The organism is Pantoea sp. GABEPS69, assembly GCF_045780835.1.
Taxonomy (GTDB): Bacteria; Pseudomonadota; Gammaproteobacteria; order Enterobacterales; family Enterobacteriaceae; genus Pantoea; species Pantoea septica.
The window spans coordinates 2,235,948-2,251,009 of record NZ_CP118618.1 but is presented as its reverse complement, the minus strand read 5'-3'; the positions used below and the strand labels follow the sequence as shown (position 1 = coordinate 2,251,009).

Annotated in this window: 17 protein-coding genes; 16 read left to right on the top strand and 1 reads right to left on the bottom strand. The window is 58.1% G+C overall.

Translation table 11 applies throughout. The features are described 5' to 3' along the window. Positions 1–79: 79 nt before the first annotated feature. A complete protein-coding gene (gene ghoS, locus PVE98_RS11065; RefSeq protein WP_096073053.1) occupies positions 80–370 on the bottom strand; it encodes a type V toxin-antitoxin system endoribonuclease antitoxin GhoS in 291 nt (96 codons plus the stop codon). Between the two features lie 353 nt (positions 371–723). Here ghoS and PVE98_RS11060 point away from each other — a divergent pair, with 353 nt between their 5' ends. The 16 genes from PVE98_RS11060 to PVE98_RS10985 all read left to right on the top strand — a co-directional run bounded on the left by PVE98_RS11060 (position 724) and on the right by PVE98_RS10985 (position 15,062). After that, positions 724–1,485, top strand: a complete 762-nt coding sequence (locus tag PVE98_RS11060) for a YdiY family protein (protein WP_033747531.1) — start codon at positions 724–726, stop codon at positions 1,483–1,485. A gap of 238 nt (positions 1,486–1,723) precedes the next feature. Beyond that, a complete protein-coding gene (thrS, locus tag PVE98_RS11055; protein ID WP_096073054.1) occupies positions 1,724–3,652 on the top strand; it encodes a threonine--tRNA ligase in 1,929 nt (642 codons plus the stop codon). A 4-nt stretch (positions 3,653–3,656) separates the two neighbouring features. After that, positions 3,657–4,199, top strand: a complete 543-nt coding sequence (infC, locus tag PVE98_RS11050) for a translation initiation factor IF-3 (protein ID WP_033747527.1) — start codon at positions 3,657–3,659, stop codon at positions 4,197–4,199. A gap of 99 nt (positions 4,200–4,298) precedes the next feature. Continuing rightward, positions 4,299–4,496, top strand: coding sequence for a 50S ribosomal protein L35 (rpmI, locus tag PVE98_RS11045; protein WP_006118955.1), 198 nt, complete (start codon positions 4,299–4,301; stop codon positions 4,494–4,496). Positions 4,497–4,594: 98 nt separating this feature from the next. Further along, positions 4,595–4,951 carry a 50S ribosomal protein L20 gene (gene rplT / locus PVE98_RS11040; RefSeq protein ID WP_010616241.1) on the top strand — a complete coding sequence of 119 codons (357 nt, stop codon included), beginning with the start codon at positions 4,595–4,597 and terminating at the stop codon, positions 4,949–4,951. A gap of 120 nt (positions 4,952–5,071) precedes the next feature. After that, the gene (gene pheM, locus PVE98_RS11035) at positions 5,072–5,116 is read left to right on the top strand and encodes a pheST operon leader peptide PheM (RefSeq protein ID WP_001386830.1); all 45 of its coding nucleotides are present in this window, start codon (positions 5,072–5,074) and stop codon (positions 5,114–5,116) included. Positions 5,117–5,257: 141 nt separating this feature from the next. After that, positions 5,258–6,241, top strand: coding sequence for a phenylalanine--tRNA ligase subunit alpha (gene pheS / locus PVE98_RS11030; protein ID WP_033747521.1), 984 nt, complete (start codon positions 5,258–5,260; stop codon positions 6,239–6,241). A gap of 14 nt (positions 6,242–6,255) precedes the next feature. Next, positions 6,256–8,643 (top strand): phenylalanine--tRNA ligase subunit beta, encoded by a 2,388-nt coding sequence (gene pheT / locus PVE98_RS11025; protein WP_096073055.1) that lies wholly within the window; start codon positions 6,256–6,258, stop codon positions 8,641–8,643. Between the two features lie 4 nt (positions 8,644–8,647). Next, the gene (gene ihfA / locus PVE98_RS11020; RefSeq protein WP_033747517.1) at positions 8,648–8,950 is read left to right on the top strand and encodes an integration host factor subunit alpha; all 303 of its coding nucleotides are present in this window, start codon (positions 8,648–8,650) and stop codon (positions 8,948–8,950) included. A gap of 204 nt (positions 8,951–9,154) precedes the next feature. Further along, on the top strand, positions 9,155–9,499 hold the full coding sequence (locus PVE98_RS11015; protein ID WP_096073056.1) for a DUF2502 domain-containing protein: 345 nt from the start codon (positions 9,155–9,157) through the stop codon (positions 9,497–9,499). Positions 9,500–9,598: 99 nt separating this feature from the next. Next, on the top strand, positions 9,599–10,582 hold the full coding sequence (gene btuC / locus PVE98_RS11010; RefSeq protein ID WP_096073057.1) for a vitamin B12 ABC transporter permease BtuC: 984 nt from the start codon (positions 9,599–9,601) through the stop codon (positions 10,580–10,582). 38 nt (positions 10,583–10,620) lie between these two features. Next, a complete protein-coding gene (locus PVE98_RS11005) occupies positions 10,621–11,166 on the top strand; it encodes a glutathione peroxidase (protein ID WP_096073058.1) in 546 nt (181 codons plus the stop codon). Further along, entirely contained in the window at positions 11,167–11,907 is a 741-nt protein-coding gene (gene btuD, locus PVE98_RS11000) for a vitamin B12 ABC transporter ATP-binding protein BtuD (protein WP_033747507.1), read from the top strand. Between the two features lie 71 nt (positions 11,908–11,978). Further along, positions 11,979–12,440: a C40 family peptidase gene (locus tag PVE98_RS10995; protein ID WP_033747504.1), complete on the top strand. Its 462-nt coding sequence runs from the start codon at positions 11,979–11,981 to the stop codon at positions 12,438–12,440. A gap of 314 nt (positions 12,441–12,754) precedes the next feature. Then, positions 12,755–13,486, top strand: coding sequence for an EAL domain-containing protein (locus PVE98_RS10990; protein WP_033748025.1), 732 nt, complete (start codon positions 12,755–12,757; stop codon positions 13,484–13,486). A 139-nt stretch (positions 13,487–13,625) separates the two neighbouring features. Continuing rightward, positions 13,626–15,062: a protein adenylyltransferase SelO family protein gene (locus PVE98_RS10985; protein ID WP_313619271.1), complete on the top strand. Its 1,437-nt coding sequence runs from the start codon at positions 13,626–13,628 to the stop codon at positions 15,060–15,062.

The following is a 15,062-nucleotide window of genomic DNA, read 5'->3' as shown; positions in this document are numbered from 1 at the left end:
ATAAAAACGATTATATCGCGTGAATATCGCTGAAAACCCGCGCTTGCGCACAGCTTACCGGAACGGATGGCGAGCGCGGCTACGGCGTCGCATCGCGTAAAAACGCCTCCAGCGTTGTTACGGCGACGTCGGGTTTCTGATGCAGCACGCTTTCGCCTGCGGCAGTGGCCTGGCGCTGCAGCTCCTCCTGCGGCAGGGCGCTGACCAGGCCGAAGCTATTCGTGCCCAGCTCATGCGGGTGGCCCTGGTCATCGTTGAGCGTGGTGCTGAAGCCGGCGGCGATCATCGCGCTGTTGAGCGCCTGAATATCGCTGAGGCCCGATTCCTGATAGTGAAATGTGACAATGTAACGCTTAAGATCGTCGCTCATGTTTCACCTCTGTGCGGCATGACTGTGCTCAGCGTAGACCATGACGAAAAAATGCGCGAATAATGAACAGGATAAAGCGGTTAATTACGGCAGGAATAAAAGTAAACCAGAGTAAAGCCCCTGACGAGGCGGTCAGAAAAATCTTGTAGCAACTCAGCTGTTTTTCAGCTGGCCGCCCTCTATAATACGCGCCGTTAATGAGAAAACTCCCAATAATCAAGCGGGATAGCGTGTATAAAGCCTGTTTCAGGCAGGTTAATATTTATTTACAATACTTACCGTAAATTGCATTGATTGGCCGGGAAAACTCTTCACACTCACTGTTTTTTAAACTGTCGTACGGGTCACAATAAATGAAAGTGCTTCACAAGCTCTCAGCCGTTCTTTTGCTTTCCGCCGGCGCATTTTGCCACCAGGCATTGGCGGACAACACCGTTTTCACCGCGATGGACGATCCTTCAACGGCGAAAAAGCCGTTCGACGGCAGCGCCTCCGCAGGCTATCTGGCGCAGACCGGCAACACCACCAGCTCCTCGCTGACTGCGCAAACCAATATGACGTGGTATCAGAGCTCTATGGCTTACAGCCTGTGGGGCAACGCGGCGAACACCTCGTCCAACGACGAGCGCTCTTCTGAAACCTACAGCATCGGCGGCCGTTCGCGCTACAACCTCAACAGCTTCGACTACCTGTTTGGTCAGGCGAGCTGGCTGAGCGACCGTTTTAACGGCTATGACTCGCGCGATGTGCTGACCGCCGGTTACGGTCGTCAGATCCTGAGCGGGCCGATTCATTCGCTGCGTGCGGAATTTGGTCCGGGCGTGCGCTATGACGACTTCCACGACGGCGGCAGCGAAACCAAAGCGCTGGGCTACGGCGCGCTGAGCTATCAGTGGCAGCTGACCGACAACACCAAGTTCATTCAGGGCGTATCTGTGCTGAGCAGCTTTGGCGAAGACACTACCGTCAACTCGGAAACGGGTCTGCAGGTCGGCATCAACGATCATTTTGCGCTGAAGCTGGCGTACAACGTGACCTGGAACAACAACCCGCCCGAGTCCGCGCCCGATCGCACCGACACCAAAACCAGCATCATGCTGACCTACGCGATGTAATTCACGGCGTCATCGCTTCCTGACCGCAGCCCGTCTGCGGTTTTTTTTCGTCTGTTCCTCGACTTAGCGGCGAGAGGGCGGGTTTTGCTCATCGCTCAAAGCTGTTATCATCAGCGGCGCACTACCATTCCCGGCGTCATTCCGACAATGTGGGTCTGACATCGCGCCGGGCAATCAATTCTACTCAATGTTGTATGTAAGCTTTCGTGTGGCTTACCACTGCAATTAAGGATATTAAATGCCTGTAATTACTCTTCCTGATGGCAGCCAGCGCAGTTATGACCGCGCGGTAAGCGTGATGGATATTGCGCTGGACATCGGTCCTGGCCTGGCGAAAGCCTGTATTGCCGGACGCGTTAATGGGCAGCTGGTGGATGCGGTCGATCCCATCACCGAAGATGCCTCCGTCGCCATCATTACCGCTAAAGATGAAGCGGGTCTGGAAATTATTCGCCACTCCTGCGCGCATCTGCTGGGACACGCGATTAAGCAGCTGTGGCCCAATACGAAAATGGCGATCGGTCCGGTTATCGACAACGGCTTCTATTACGATGTCGATCTCGATCATACCCTGACGCAGGAAGATATCGACGCGCTGGAAAAACGCATGCACCAGCTGGCCGAAACCAACTACGACGTGGTGAAAAAAGTCGTAAGCTGGCAGCAGGCGCGCGAGGTGTTCGCCGAGCGCGGCGAGAGCTATAAAATCGCGATTCTGGATGAGAACATCAGCCATGACGATCGTCCTGGCCTCTATCATCACGAAGAATATGTCGACATGTGCCGCGGTCCGCACGTGCCGAATATGCGTTTCTGCCACCACTTCAAGCTACAGAAAATCGCGGGCGCCTACTGGCGCGGCGACAGCAACAATAAAATGCTGCAGCGTATCTACGGCACTGCGTGGGCGGACAAGAAGCAGCTCAACGCCTACCTGCAGCGTCTGGAAGAAGCGGCGAAGCGCGACCACCGCAAGATCGGCAAGCAGCTTGACCTCTACCATATGCAGGAAGAGGCGCCGGGCATGGTTTTCTGGCATAATGACGGCTGGACCATCTTCCGCGAGCTGGAAGTGTTCGTGCGCAGCAAGCTGAAAGAGTACCAGTACCAGGAAGTAAAAGGTCCCTTTATGATGGACCGCGTGCTGTGGGAAAAAACCGGGCACTGGGAAAACTACAAAGAGGCGATGTTCACCACCTCTTCAGAAAACCGCGAATACTGCATCAAGCCGATGAACTGTCCGGGTCACGTGCAGATCTTCAATCAGGGCCTGAAGTCCTACCGCGATCTGCCGCTGCGCATGGCGGAGTTCGGTAGCTGTCACCGCAACGAGCCGTCAGGCGCGCTGCATGGCCTGATGCGCGTACGCGGCTTTACACAGGATGACGCCCACGTCTTCTGTACCGAAGATCAGGTGCGCGACGAAGTGAACAGCTGTATTCGCATGGTCTATGACATGTACAGCACCTTCGGCTTTGAAAAGATCGTGGTGAAGCTCTCCACGCGTCCTGAGAAGCGCATCGGCACCGATGAAATGTGGGATCGTGCTGAAGAAGATTTAGCCGCCGCGCTGAATGAAAACGAAATTCCGTTTGAATTCCAGCCCGGAGAAGGTGCATTCTACGGCCCGAAAATTGAATTTACGTTATATGACTGTCTCGATCGCGCCTGGCAGTGCGGCACAGTTCAGCTAGACTTCTCCCTGCCAAAACGTCTGGACGCCACCTATGTGGGCGAAAACAACGACCGTCAGACCCCGGTAATGATTCATCGCGCGATTCTTGGCTCGATGGAGCGCTTTATCGGCATCCTGACCGAAGAGTTCGCTGGGTTCTTCCCGACGTGGCTGGCGCCGATGCAGGCGGTGGTGATGAATATCACCGATGCGCAGGCGGAATATGTCGACATGTTGACACGCAAATTGCAGAATGCTGGCATTCGTGTGAAAGCAGACTTGAGAAACGAGAAGATAGGCTTTAAAATCCGCGAGCACACATTACGTCGCGTCCCTTACATGCTGGTTTGCGGTGACAAAGAGGTGGAAGCAGGCAAAGTAGCCGTTCGCACCCGCCGCGGTAAAGACCTCGGGACGATGGACATCGATGTGTTTGTTGAGAAGCTGCAACAAGAGATTCGCAGCCGCAATCTTCACCAATTAGAGGAATAAGGTTATTAAAGGCGGAAAACGAGTACAACCGACGCGTCCGAATCGAATCAACGGTGAAATCCGTGCCACTGAAGTACGCTTAACTGGCGTGGATGGCGAACAGATTGGTATTGTCAGCCTTCGCGAAGCTATTGAAAAAGCTGAAGAAGCGGGTGTTGATTTAGTAGAAATCAGCCCCAACGCCGAACCGCCGGTGTGCCGTATTATGGATTACGGCAAGTTCCTTTATGAAAAAAGCAAATCTTCTAAGGAACAGAAGAAGAAGCAAAAAGTTATCCAGGTTAAGGAAATCAAATTCCGTCCTGGCACAGATGAAGGCGACTATCAGGTAAAACTCCGCAGCCTGATTCGTTTTCTGGAAGAAGGCGATAAAGCCAAAATCACGCTGCGTTTCCGTGGTCGTGAGATGGCGCACCAACAGATCGGCATTGAAGTGCTTAACCGCGTCAAAGAAGATCTGACTGAACTGGCAGTGGTCGAATCCTTCCCATCGAAGATCGAAGGCCGCCAGATGATTATGGTGCTCGCTCCCAAGAAGAAACAGTAGGCTTTCAAGTAGCAACGACCGCGCAGCGTTCGCGCTGTGCGGCTCTTTGTTCGCCTGTCTGTTTCGTTTTATTAACAATGCGAAGTGGATATTTTTAAAATGCCAAAGATTAAAACTGTACGTGGCGCCGCTAAGCGCTTCAAGAAGACCGCTTCTGGCGGCTTCAAGCGTAAGCACGCAAACCTGCGTCATATTCTGACTAAAAAATCAACTAAGCGTAAACGTCACCTGCGCCCGAAAGGCATGGTGTCTAAAGGCGATCTGGGTCTGGTTGTTGCCTGCCTGCCGTACGCATAAGTTAACTTTTTTATAAATCTGCCTCGACGACTCTGCATAACGGCCGCTGGCCGGCAGGGGATAAAGGCATCACAGAATATTGATACAGGAGAGCTCACATGGCTCGCGTTAAACGTGGTGTAATTGCTCGCGCACGTCACAAGAAAATCTTAAAACAAGCTAAAGGCTACTATGGTGCACGTTCACGTGTATACCGCGTTGCCTTCCAGGCTGTTATCAAAGCTGGTCAGTATGCTTACCGTGACCGTCGTCAACGTAAGCGTCAGTTCCGTCAACTGTGGATTGCGCGTATCAACGCTGCAGCGCGTCAGAACGGCATTTCTTACAGCCGTTTCATCAATGGCCTGAAAAAAGCGTCCATTGAAATTGACCGTAAGATCCTGGCTGACATCGCTGTATTCGACAAAGTGGCGTTCACCGCACTGGTCGAAAAAGCAAAATCAGCTCTGGCGTAAGTCAGATGAAAAAGGGAGCTTGCTCCCTTTTTTATTGCCTGTAACTCAAGCAAAAGATTGACATTTTCACCGCAGGGCTTTTCAATAGTGCCCTCAGAGTCACAGCAAGGTAACGCAAGCATGAATGCTGCTATTTTCCGTTTCTTTTTTTACTTTAGCACCTGACACTCAGGGGCTTTTGCGCATAGAAAAGAAACGAAAAATCGCGCCGAAAGCCTCCCTCGTGGAGGCTTTCGTGTTTCTGGCGAAGCATGACGGCAACGTCCCAACGAGAAATGACCAGCCCGCCTGGAAGAAGAGGAAACCATGTCCCAACTCGCAGAACTGGTGGCCCGCGCCACAGCCGCTATCGACGAGGCGACGGATATCGCCACCCTTGACGCGGTGCGCGTCGAATATACCGGTAAAAAAGGCCACCTGACGCAGCTGATGACCACGCTGCGCGAGCTGCCGCCGGAAGAGCGTCCGGCTGCGGGCGCGGTGATCAACGACGCCAAGCAGCAGGTGCAGGAGCGCCTGAACGCGCGCAAAGAGACGCTGGAATCCGCCGCGCTCAATGCCCGTCTGGCCGCCGAGACCATCGACGTCTCGCTGCCGGGACGCCGCACGGAAAACGGCGGTCTGCATCCGGTCACGCGCACCATCGATCGCATCGAAACCTTCTTCGGCGAGCTGGGTTTCGCGGTGGTGACCGGCCCGGAAATCGAGGATGACTACCACAACTTCGACGCGCTGAATATCCCGGGCCACCACCCGGCGCGCGCCGATCACGACACCTTCTGGTTCGACGCCACGCGCCTGCTGCGCACCCAGACCTCCGGCGTGCAGATCCGCACCATGAAAAACCAGCAGCCGCCGATTCGCATCATCGCGCCGGGCCGCGTCTATCGCAACGACTACGACCAGACGCATACCCCGATGTTCCATCAGATGGAAGGGCTGATCGTCGACAAGAACATCAGCTTCACCAACCTGAAAGGCACGCTGCACGACTTCCTGCGCAACTTCTTTGAGGAAGATTTGCAGATCCGTTTCCGTCCTTCCTATTTCCCGTTCACCGAACCTTCGGCAGAAGTGGACGTCATGGGCAAAAACGGCAAATGGCTGGAAGTGCTGGGCTGCGGCATGGTGCATCCGAACGTATTACGCAACGTTGGCATCGATCCGGAAATCTACTCCGGCTTCGCCTTCGGCATGGGCATGGAGCGTCTTACCATGCTGCGCTACGGCGTCACCGACTTGCGCGCCTTCTTCGAAAATGACTTACGTTTCCTCAAACAATTTAAATAAGGGCAGGTTATCCAATGAAATTCAGTGAACTCTGGTTACGTGAATGGGTAAACCCGGCTCTGGACAGCGCTGCCCTTTCTGAACAGATCACCATGGCCGGTCTGGAAGTGGACGGCGTGGAGCCGGTTGCCGGCGCGTTTCACGGCGTAGTGGTCGGCGAAGTCGTCGAGTGCGGCCAGCACCCGAACGCCGACAAGCTGCGCGTCACTAAGGTCAACGTCGGCGGCGATCGCCTGCTGGATATCGTCTGCGGCGCGCCGAACTGCCGTCAGGGCCTGAAGGTAGCGGTCGCTACCGTGGGCGCCGTACTGCCGGGCGATTTTAAAATTAAAGCGGCGAAGCTGCGCGGCGAGCCGTCTGAAGGCATGCTTTGCTCTTTCTCCGAGCTGGGCATTTCCGACGATCACAACGGCATTATCGAACTGCCGGGCGATGCGCCCATCGGTACGGATATTCGCGACTATCTGAAGCTCGACGACAACACCATTGAGATCAGCGTTACGCCGAACCGCGCCGACTGCCTCGGCATGATCGGCATTGCGCGCGACGTGGCGGTGCTGAACGGTCTGCCGCTCACCGCGCCGTCAATCGAGCCGGTGGCCGCCGCTATCTCCGATACCTTCCCGATCCGCATCGACGCCACCGACGCCTGCCCGCGCTACCTCGGCCGCGTGGTGAAAGGCATCAACGTTAAAGCCGCCACCCCGCTCTGGATGCGTGAAAAGCTGCGCCGCTGCGGCATTCGCTCTATCGATCCGGTGGTGGATATCACCAACTACGTGCTGCTTGAGCTGGGCCAGCCGATGCACGCCTTCGACCTTGACCGCATTGACGGCGGCATCGTGGTGCGCATGGCGGAAGAGGGCGAAACCCTGACGCTGCTCGACGGCAGCGAAGCGAAGCTCAACAGCGACACGCTGGTGATCGCCGATCACCATAAAGCGCTGGCGATGGGCGGCATCTTCGGCGGCGAGCATTCCGGCGTCAACGAAGAGACGCAGAACATTTTGTTCGAGTGCGCCTATTTCGATCCGCTGGCGATTACCGGTCGCGCGCGCCGTCACGGCCTGCACACCGACGCCTCGCACCGCTACGAGCGCGGCGTCGATCCGGCGCTGCAGCACAAGGCTATCGAGCGCGCGACCCAGCTGCTGCTGGATATCTGCGGCGGCCAGGCCGGCCCGGTTATCGACCAGACGCACGACGCGGCGCTGCCGCCGCGCGCCACCATCACGCTGCGCCGCGAGAAGCTGGACCGCCTGATTGGCCACGCCGTCGCCGACGAGCAGGTGACCGACATCCTGACGCGTCTCGGCTGCGAGGTGACGCCAGGCCAGGGCGAGTGGAAAGCGGTCGCGCCAAGCTGGCGCTTCGACATGGCGATTGAAGAAGATCTGATTGAAGAAGTCGCCCGCATCTACGGCTATAACAACATTCCGGATGTACCGGTGCAGGCGGGGCTGGTGATGACCCAGCATCGCGAGGCGGATCTCTCGCTGAAGCGCGTGAAAAATCTGCTGGTGGATAAAGGCTATCAGGAAGCGATCACCTACAGCTTCGTCGACCCGAAAATCCAGCAACTGCTGCATCCGGGCGAAGAGGCGCTGATCCTGCCAAGCCCTATCTCCAGCGATATGTCGGCGATGCGCCTGTCGCTGTGGACCGGCCTTCTGAGCGCCGTGGTCTACAACCAGAACCGCCAGCAGGGCCGCGTGCGCCTGTTTGAGAGCGGTTTGCGCTTTGTGCCTGATACCCAGGCGAATTTAGGCATTCGTCAGGATCTTATGCTGGCGGGCGTGCTGAGCGGCAATCGTAATGAAGAGCACTGGGATCTGGCGCGTCAGGCGGTTGACTTCTATGATTTGAAAGGCGATTTAGAATCGCTGCTCGATTTAACCGGCAAGCTGGACGACATTCGCTTCCGCGCGGAAGCGAATCCGGCGCTGCATCCGGGGCAGAGCGCGGCGATTTATTTGCATGAAGAACGAATCGGATTTATCGGGGTGGTTCATCCTGAGCTGGAACGTAAGCTGGATCTCAACGGCCGCACCTTAGTCTTTGAACTGCTTTGGAATAAGGTCGCAGACCGCGTCCTGCCTGAAGCGCGCGAGATTTCACGCTTCCCGGCGAACCGTCGCGATATCGCTGTGGTTGTGGCTGAAAACGTCCCCGCAGCAGATATCATCGCCGAGTGTAAGAAAGTTGGCGTAAATCAGGTAGTTGGCGTAAACTTGTTTGACGTGTACCGCGGTAAGGGTGTTGAAGAGGGTTTCAAGAGCCTCGCCATCAGCCTGATTTTGCAGGATACCAGCCGGACACTCGAAGAAGAGGAGATTGCCGCGACCGTTGGCAAATGCGTTGCGGCATTAAAAGAGCGATTCCAGGCAACCTTGAGGGATTGAACCTATGGCGCTTACAAAAGCTGAAATGTCAGAGTACCTGTTTGAGAAGCTTGGGCTGAGCAAACGCGACGCAAAAGAGCTGGTGGAGCTGTTTTTTGAAGAGGTTCGCCGCGCTCTGGAGAATGGTGAACAGGTAAAACTGTCTGGGTTTGGTAATTTCGACCTGCGCGATAAAAATCAGCGTCCAGGCAGGAATCCAAAAACGGGGGAAGATATTCCAATTACTGCGCGCCGCGTGGTAACGTTCCGCCCGGGTCAGAAGCTGAAAAGCCGCGTCGAAAACGCTTCCCCGAAAGATAACGACTGACCGATTTCAGTGTTCTAAAAAGGCCGCTTACGCGGCCTTTTTCATTTCCGCGCCGTGCGCGTTCTCCTCTTTCTGCCGCATCTCTTCATACTGTCAGCATTCTGTAAGCATACGGGAAATAAGCTGAAAATCCGCCTGCGCCGATAGTAACGGGTGAGGCGCTTTTGCTATAACTGCGGCGAGAGACAACAAGAGATCGCCCTGATGAAAAAAAATGCACTGTTTTTAAGCCTCCTGCTGGGGATGCCGCTGCTGGCGAGCGCCAATGCGCCGCACCATGACAATCCGCCGCGCGTCAGCGTCCATATCGGCGATCGCGACCATCGCGGCTACTACTGGGACGGCTACGACTGGCGCTCGGCGAAATGGTGGCAGACGCACCACGGCCGCAACGTCGGGCTGAAAGGGCCGCACGGCTACTGGAACGGCAACGGCTGGCAGGCGCAGCGCCCCGAAGGCGGCAGGCCGGTAGCGAAACGCGATAATCCGTCGCACAGCGAGCGTCAGCCGCACGGCGAGCCGCTGCCGCCGCGCCCGGAGCACGGCTAACCCTCAAGGCGGCGCCCGACGGCGCCGCCGATGCCAGCCTTTCTTTTTCCGCCAATCTCTCTACAATCAAATCTCTGTTTTCTCAACGAATCCCCAACTATGTCCCTGCTGGATCAGCTTGCTTATCAGGCGGATCGCCGCAGCCGTCGCGCGCTCACGGCGCTGTGCCTTCTTCTGCTGGCGTTAATGGTGCTCAGCCTGTGCGCGGGCGATAGCTGGATCGCGCCAGCGCAGTGGCTGAGCGACAGTGGCCGGCTGTTCGTCTGGCAGCTGCGCCTGCCGCGCACCCTGGCGGTCGTGCTGGTCGGCGCGGCGCTGGCGGTGTGCGGCGTGGTGATGCAGGCGCTGTTTACCAACCCGCTCGCGGAGCCAGGCCTGCTCGGCGTCTCTAACGGCGCCGGCATCGGCCTGGTGCTGGGTGTGCTGTTCGGCAGCGGGTCGCTCTGGAGCCTGAGCCTGGCGGCGATGGCAGGCGCGTTGCTCATCACGCTGATCCTGCTGCATTTCGCGCACCGGCAGCTCTCCGTCACGCGGCTGCTGCTGACCGGCGTGGCGCTCGGCATTATCTGCAGCGCCATTATGACCTGGGCGGTCTACTTCAGCACCAGCCTCGATCTGCGCCAGCTGATGTACTGGATGATGGGCGGCTTCAGCGGCATTGACTGGCGCTACGGCTGGATGATGCTGGCGCTGCTGCCGGTTACCGCTGGGCTGATCGCCACCGCGCGGGTGCTCAATCTACTAGCGCTCGGCGAAACCTCGGCGCAGCAGCTGGGCCTGTCGCTTTTTTTCTGGCGTAATGCGCTGGTGCTGGCGATGGGCTGGCTGGTGGGCGTCAGCGTCGCCATGGCGGGCGCGATTGGTTTTGTCGGCCTGGTGATCCCGCATCTGCTGCGGCTCAGCGGCATCAGCGACCATCGCTATCTGCTGCCGACCTCGGCGCTGGCGGGCGCGGGCGTGCTGCTTGCCGCGGACATTATCGCGCGCCTGGCGCTGACCTCGGCGGAGCTGCCGATCGGCGTGGTGACCGCCACGCTCGGCGCGCCGCTGTTTATCGCGCTGTTAGTCAAATCTTCGCGCTAGCTTCGGCTGGCTTTCTGCATCCTCTACAGGAGACTTTCATGAGCCTTTATCAAACAGAAGTAACCACCATCGACGGCGAAAAAACCACGCTGGAGCAGTGGCAGGGCAAGGTGCTGCTGGTGGTTAACGTGGCGTCGAAATGCGGCCTTACGCCGCAGTACGAGCAGCTGGAGGCGCTGCAGCAGCAGTATCAGGCACAGGGCTTTAGCGTGCTCGGTTTTCCCTGCAATCAGTTCCTCGAGCAGGAGCCGGGCAGCAACAACGAGATCAAAACCTTCTGCAGCACCACCTACGGCGTCACCTTTCCCATGCTGGCCAAAGGCGACGTCAACGGCCCGGCGCGCCACCCGCTCTACACGCAGCTAGTGGCGGCGCAGCCGGAGGCGGTGCGTCCGGAAGGCAGCGGCTTCTACGAGCGCATGGCAAGCAAAGGCCGCGCGCCCAAAGCGCCTGGCGATATCCTGTGGAATTTTGAAAAGTTCCTGATTGACCGCGAGGGCAATGTGGTTCAGCGTTTCTCGCCGGATATGACGCCGGACGACGCCGTTATCCAGCAGAGCATTCAGCAGGCGCTGGCGCAGTAAATGGTTCTGAGCCTTAAGGACGCCGCCGTTCCTGGACGGCTGGCGCCTTTTTCCGCCGAAGTGGGCGCCGGTACGCTGCTGCACCTGGTGGGGCCTAACGGCGCGGGCAAAAGCAGCCTGCTGGCGCTGATGGCGGGAATGCTCCCGGGCGAAGGGGAAATTCAACTGCTGCAGCGCCCGCTGCGCGAATGGCGCGGAGCGGCGCTGGCGCGGGTGCGCGCCTGGCTGCCGCAGCAGATAGCGCCCGGCTTTATGCCGGTCTATCACTATCTGCGTCTGCACCTGAGCGACGCGCGGGCGGACGGGGCGCTGAGCGGACTGCTGGAGACGCTGCGGCTGCAGGACAAGCTGGCGCGGCCGCTGACGCAGCTGTCGGGCGGCGAGTGGCAGCGCGTCAGGCTGGCGGCGGCGTTCGCCCAGATCGATCCCGCCCTCAATCCGCAGGGCCGAGTGCTGCTGCTGGACGAACCGATGACCGGACTCGATGTCGCCCAGCAAAACGCCGTGCATAACCTGATCGTCGGGCTGCGGCGCGCTGGCGTCTGCGTCATCGCCAGCAGCCACGATCTTAACCATACGCTGCGCCATGCCGACAGCGTCTGGCTGATGGCGCAGGGTCGCGTGGTGGCACAGGGCGCGGCCGCATCGATCCTCACGCCCGAGCGCCTCAGCGACCTCTACGCGATTCCGTTCCGCCAGCTGGAGCTGGACGGCCAGCCGCTGCTGACCATCCAACCCTGAACGTCGCGTCTTGCCAGGCTGCACGCCTGACGCTAGAGTGAGGCCGTTGCGATTAAAGGAGATGCGCGCGAATGCGGATGGGCGTGATTTTACTGGTGCTGATACTGGCGGGATGCAGCGGCCACCGCGCGCCGCCGGTCAACGGCCGGCTGTCGGATTCCATTATGGTGGTGGCGCAGCTCAACGAGCAGTTGGGGCAGTGGCGCGGCACCCCTTATCGCTACGGCGGCATGAGCCGCGGCGGCGTCGACTGTTCGGGGTTTGTCTATCTCACCATGCGCGACAGGTTCGATCTGCAGCTGCCGCGCAGCACGCGGGCGCAGAGCGATATCGGCACGCGCATCAGCAAGGATGAGCTGCAGCCGGGCGATCTGGTCTTTTTTAAAACCGGCCGCGGCGAAAACGGCCTGCACGTCGGCATCTACGACAGCGACAACGCCTTTATTCACGCCTCTACCAGCCAGGGCGTGATCCGCTCTTCGCTCGACAACGTCTACTGGCGCAAAGCCTTCTGGCAGGCGCGGCGTATTTAAGGCAAATTAATAATCGCCCCGAGCGGCGCGCGTCGGAATAGCAACGGAAATAGCAGCAACAAATGGGAGGTTTTATAACTCTTATTTAAAATGGCACTTTACGCTGCCGGGAAATAATTATATCAATAGGGCGGAGAGTTAATTTTCTGGTAAAGGGTATTATACGCTACCGTTATTTGGCTTAGGGATCTGGCGCAGCGGGCAAAGCGAAATTTAACGGCAAAGATGTCCATCTCTTCCCGCGTTTGGTACTATTGCCTGCCCGATTTCGATGATATACGATGCGCCAGTCGCCACTTTATCTGGCTGTAAAAATGAAAGTTCATTTATCTGCCGACTATCAGTCGGAAATTTGGTTTTATCCTGCCTGCACAATTAACGGGCAGCTGGCGGCTGTCGAGTTGGTTAGCCAGTTCGTCCATGATACTGCGCCTGTCACCTTGCCGCAGGACTTGCTGTTGCCGCAGCTTGATGAGACGCAGAGGCTGCGCCTGCTGCAGCGACAGATCGGTTTGCTGGAACAATACCGCGACTTCTTTGATAAAAATCATGTGCTGGCATTAATGCGTATTGATGAAAATCTGGCGCGCACGCTGCTGGCGAGTGAATTGCTGATACGTAAAATTAAACAGCTTCCTTTTTTATTACTCGACCTCAGCGAAACGTTTCCGCAGCTTTTAAACGGAATTAATGACCCTCTTATTTCTGCGCTAAAACAGCAGTTCCGTTTATCATTATCTCATTTCGGGGCGGGTAAATCGTCGACCCGCGCGGTCTACGATAATCTGTTCGACTGCATCAAACTGGATAAACAATTTATTCAGTCGCTGGCGAAACGCGCCTCATTCCAGCCCTTTATTCAGAGCATCGCCGATAACTTTCGCAGCCATACGCAGCTGATGATTATTTGCGGCATCGACGACAGCGCGCTGCTCGATAAAACCGCTACGCTGCCGCACGCCGTGCTGCAGGGCGCGCTTTTCCCGCCGGTGAAGGCGGAGTCGCTGTCGCGGCTGATTGCCAGAGAATGCCGCGCCCCTGACTAGGCCCGCCTGTTGTATTTGATTCCCCACCACTATACTTGCGTTGTCTCGCGCGGCCGCGTCTGCGGCGGGACGGCCCGATATCCGGTTATTCACAGCGACGGCGGCTCTGGTTTCGCCGGGCTGCCGCTCGGGAGAGTCTATGTTGTTTGATAACAGCTGGCAGCGCGAGCTGCCGGGTTTTTATACCCCTCAGGCACCGACGCCGCTCAAGGGCGGACGCCTGTTTTACCACAATGCGCCGCTGGCGCAGACGCTGGGCGTCGATGCGGCGCTTTTCGCCGGCGAAGGCCATGGCGTCTGGCACGGCGCCGCGCTGCTGCCGGGCATGCAGCCGCTGGCGCAGGTTTACAGCGGCCATCAGTTTGGCGTCTGGGCCGGTCAGCTTGGCGACGGGCGCGGCATTCTGCTGGGCGAGCAGCGCCTCGACGCGGGCGGCAAGGTCGACTGGCACCTGAAGGGCGCAGGATTGACCCCTTATTCGCGCATGGGCGACGGGCGCGCGGTGATTCGCTCCACGGTACGCGAATTTCTCGCCTCGGAAGCGCTGCACCATCTGGGCATTCCCACCACGCGCGCGCTCGCTATCGCCATCAGCGACGAGCCGGTCTATCGCGAATCGCCCGAGCGCGGCGCGACCCTGATGCGCATTGCGGAAAGCCATCTGCGCTTCGGCCATTTCGAACACTTCTTCTACAGCCAGCAGCAGGAAAAAGTCGAACAGCTGGCGGACTATGCGCTGCGCCACCACTGGCCGCATCTGGTCGACGAAGCGGATAAATACCTTTTATGGTTTACCGACGTCGTCGAGCGCACCGCGCGCCTGATCGCCCAGTGGCAGAGCGTAGGCTTTGCGCACGGCGTGATGAACACCGATAACATGTCGCTGCTGGGGCTCACCATCGACTACGGCCCGTACGGTTTCCTGGACGATTACCAACCCGGCTTTATCTGCAACCACAGCGATTATCAGGGGCGCTACAGCTTCGAAAATCAGCCGATGATCGGCCTGTGGAACCTTAACCGGCTGGCGCATGCGCTTTCCGGCCTGCTGAGCGTCGATCAGCTCAAGCAGGCGCTGAGCCGCTATGAGCCGGAGCTGATGCGCGTCTGGGGCGAACGTATGCGGGCGAAGCTGGGCTTTAGCCAGGCCGACGGCGGCGACAATGACTTGCTGGTGGAACTGCTGTCGCTGATGACTCAGGAGCGTAGCGACTACACCCTGACGTTCCGTCTGCTGAGCGACACGCAGCAGCAGGAGGCGCGCTCGCCGCTGCGCGACGAATTTATGGATCGCGACGCCTTTGATCGCTGGTATCAGCGCTATCGCGCGCGTTTGCAGCAGGAAGAAGTGGACGATGAGACGCGACAGCAGCTGATGAAGGCTGCTAATCCGGCGCTGGTGCTGCGCAACTATCTGGCGCAGCAGGCGATCGACGAGGCGGAACAAGGCGAGAGCGGGGCGCTGGCGCGGCTGCATCAGGCGCTGCAGCAGCCCTTTAGCGACGAAACGGCCGCTGAGTATCGTCAGCGGCCGCCGGACTGGGGAAAATCGCTGGAGGTCAGCTGCTCCAGCTAA

Bases quoted from the DNA above. Each gene is read 5' to 3' on its own strand.
- ihfA (WP_033747517.1), top strand. From the start codon at position 8,648: ATGGCGCTTACAAAAGCTGAAATGTCAGAGTACCTGTTTGAGAAGCTT.
- pheT (WP_096073055.1), top strand. From the start codon at position 6,256: ATGAAATTCAGTGAACTCTGGTTACGTGAATGGGTAAACCCGGCTCTG.
- PVE98_RS11060 (WP_033747531.1), top strand. From the start codon at position 724: ATGAAAGTGCTTCACAAGCTCTCAGCCGTTCTTTTGCTTTCCGCCGGC.
- PVE98_RS10985 (WP_313619271.1), top strand. From the start codon at position 13,626: ATGTTGTTTGATAACAGCTGGCAGCGCGAGCTGCCGGGTTTTTATACC.
- rpmI (WP_006118955.1), top strand. From the start codon at position 4,299: ATGCCAAAGATTAAAACTGTACGTGGCGCCGCTAAGCGCTTCAAGAAG.
- PVE98_RS10990 (WP_033748025.1), top strand. From the start codon at position 12,755: ATGAAAGTTCATTTATCTGCCGACTATCAGTCGGAAATTTGGTTTTAT.
- PVE98_RS11005 (WP_096073058.1), top strand. From the start codon at position 10,621: ATGAGCCTTTATCAAACAGAAGTAACCACCATCGACGGCGAAAAAACC.
- btuC (WP_096073057.1), top strand. From the start codon at position 9,599: ATGTCCCTGCTGGATCAGCTTGCTTATCAGGCGGATCGCCGCAGCCGT.
- pheS (WP_033747521.1), top strand. From the start codon at position 5,258: ATGTCCCAACTCGCAGAACTGGTGGCCCGCGCCACAGCCGCTATCGAC.
- btuD (WP_033747507.1), top strand. From the start codon at position 11,167: ATGGTTCTGAGCCTTAAGGACGCCGCCGTTCCTGGACGGCTGGCGCCT.
- PVE98_RS11015 (WP_096073056.1), top strand. From the start codon at position 9,155: ATGAAAAAAAATGCACTGTTTTTAAGCCTCCTGCTGGGGATGCCGCTG.
- thrS (WP_096073054.1), top strand. From the start codon at position 1,724: ATGCCTGTAATTACTCTTCCTGATGGCAGCCAGCGCAGTTATGACCGC.
- PVE98_RS10995 (WP_033747504.1), top strand. From the start codon at position 11,979: ATGCGGATGGGCGTGATTTTACTGGTGCTGATACTGGCGGGATGCAGC.
- ghoS (WP_096073053.1), bottom strand. From the start codon at position 370: ATGAGCGACGATCTTAAGCGTTACATTGTCACATTTCACTATCAGGAA.
- rplT (WP_010616241.1), top strand. From the start codon at position 4,595: ATGGCTCGCGTTAAACGTGGTGTAATTGCTCGCGCACGTCACAAGAAA.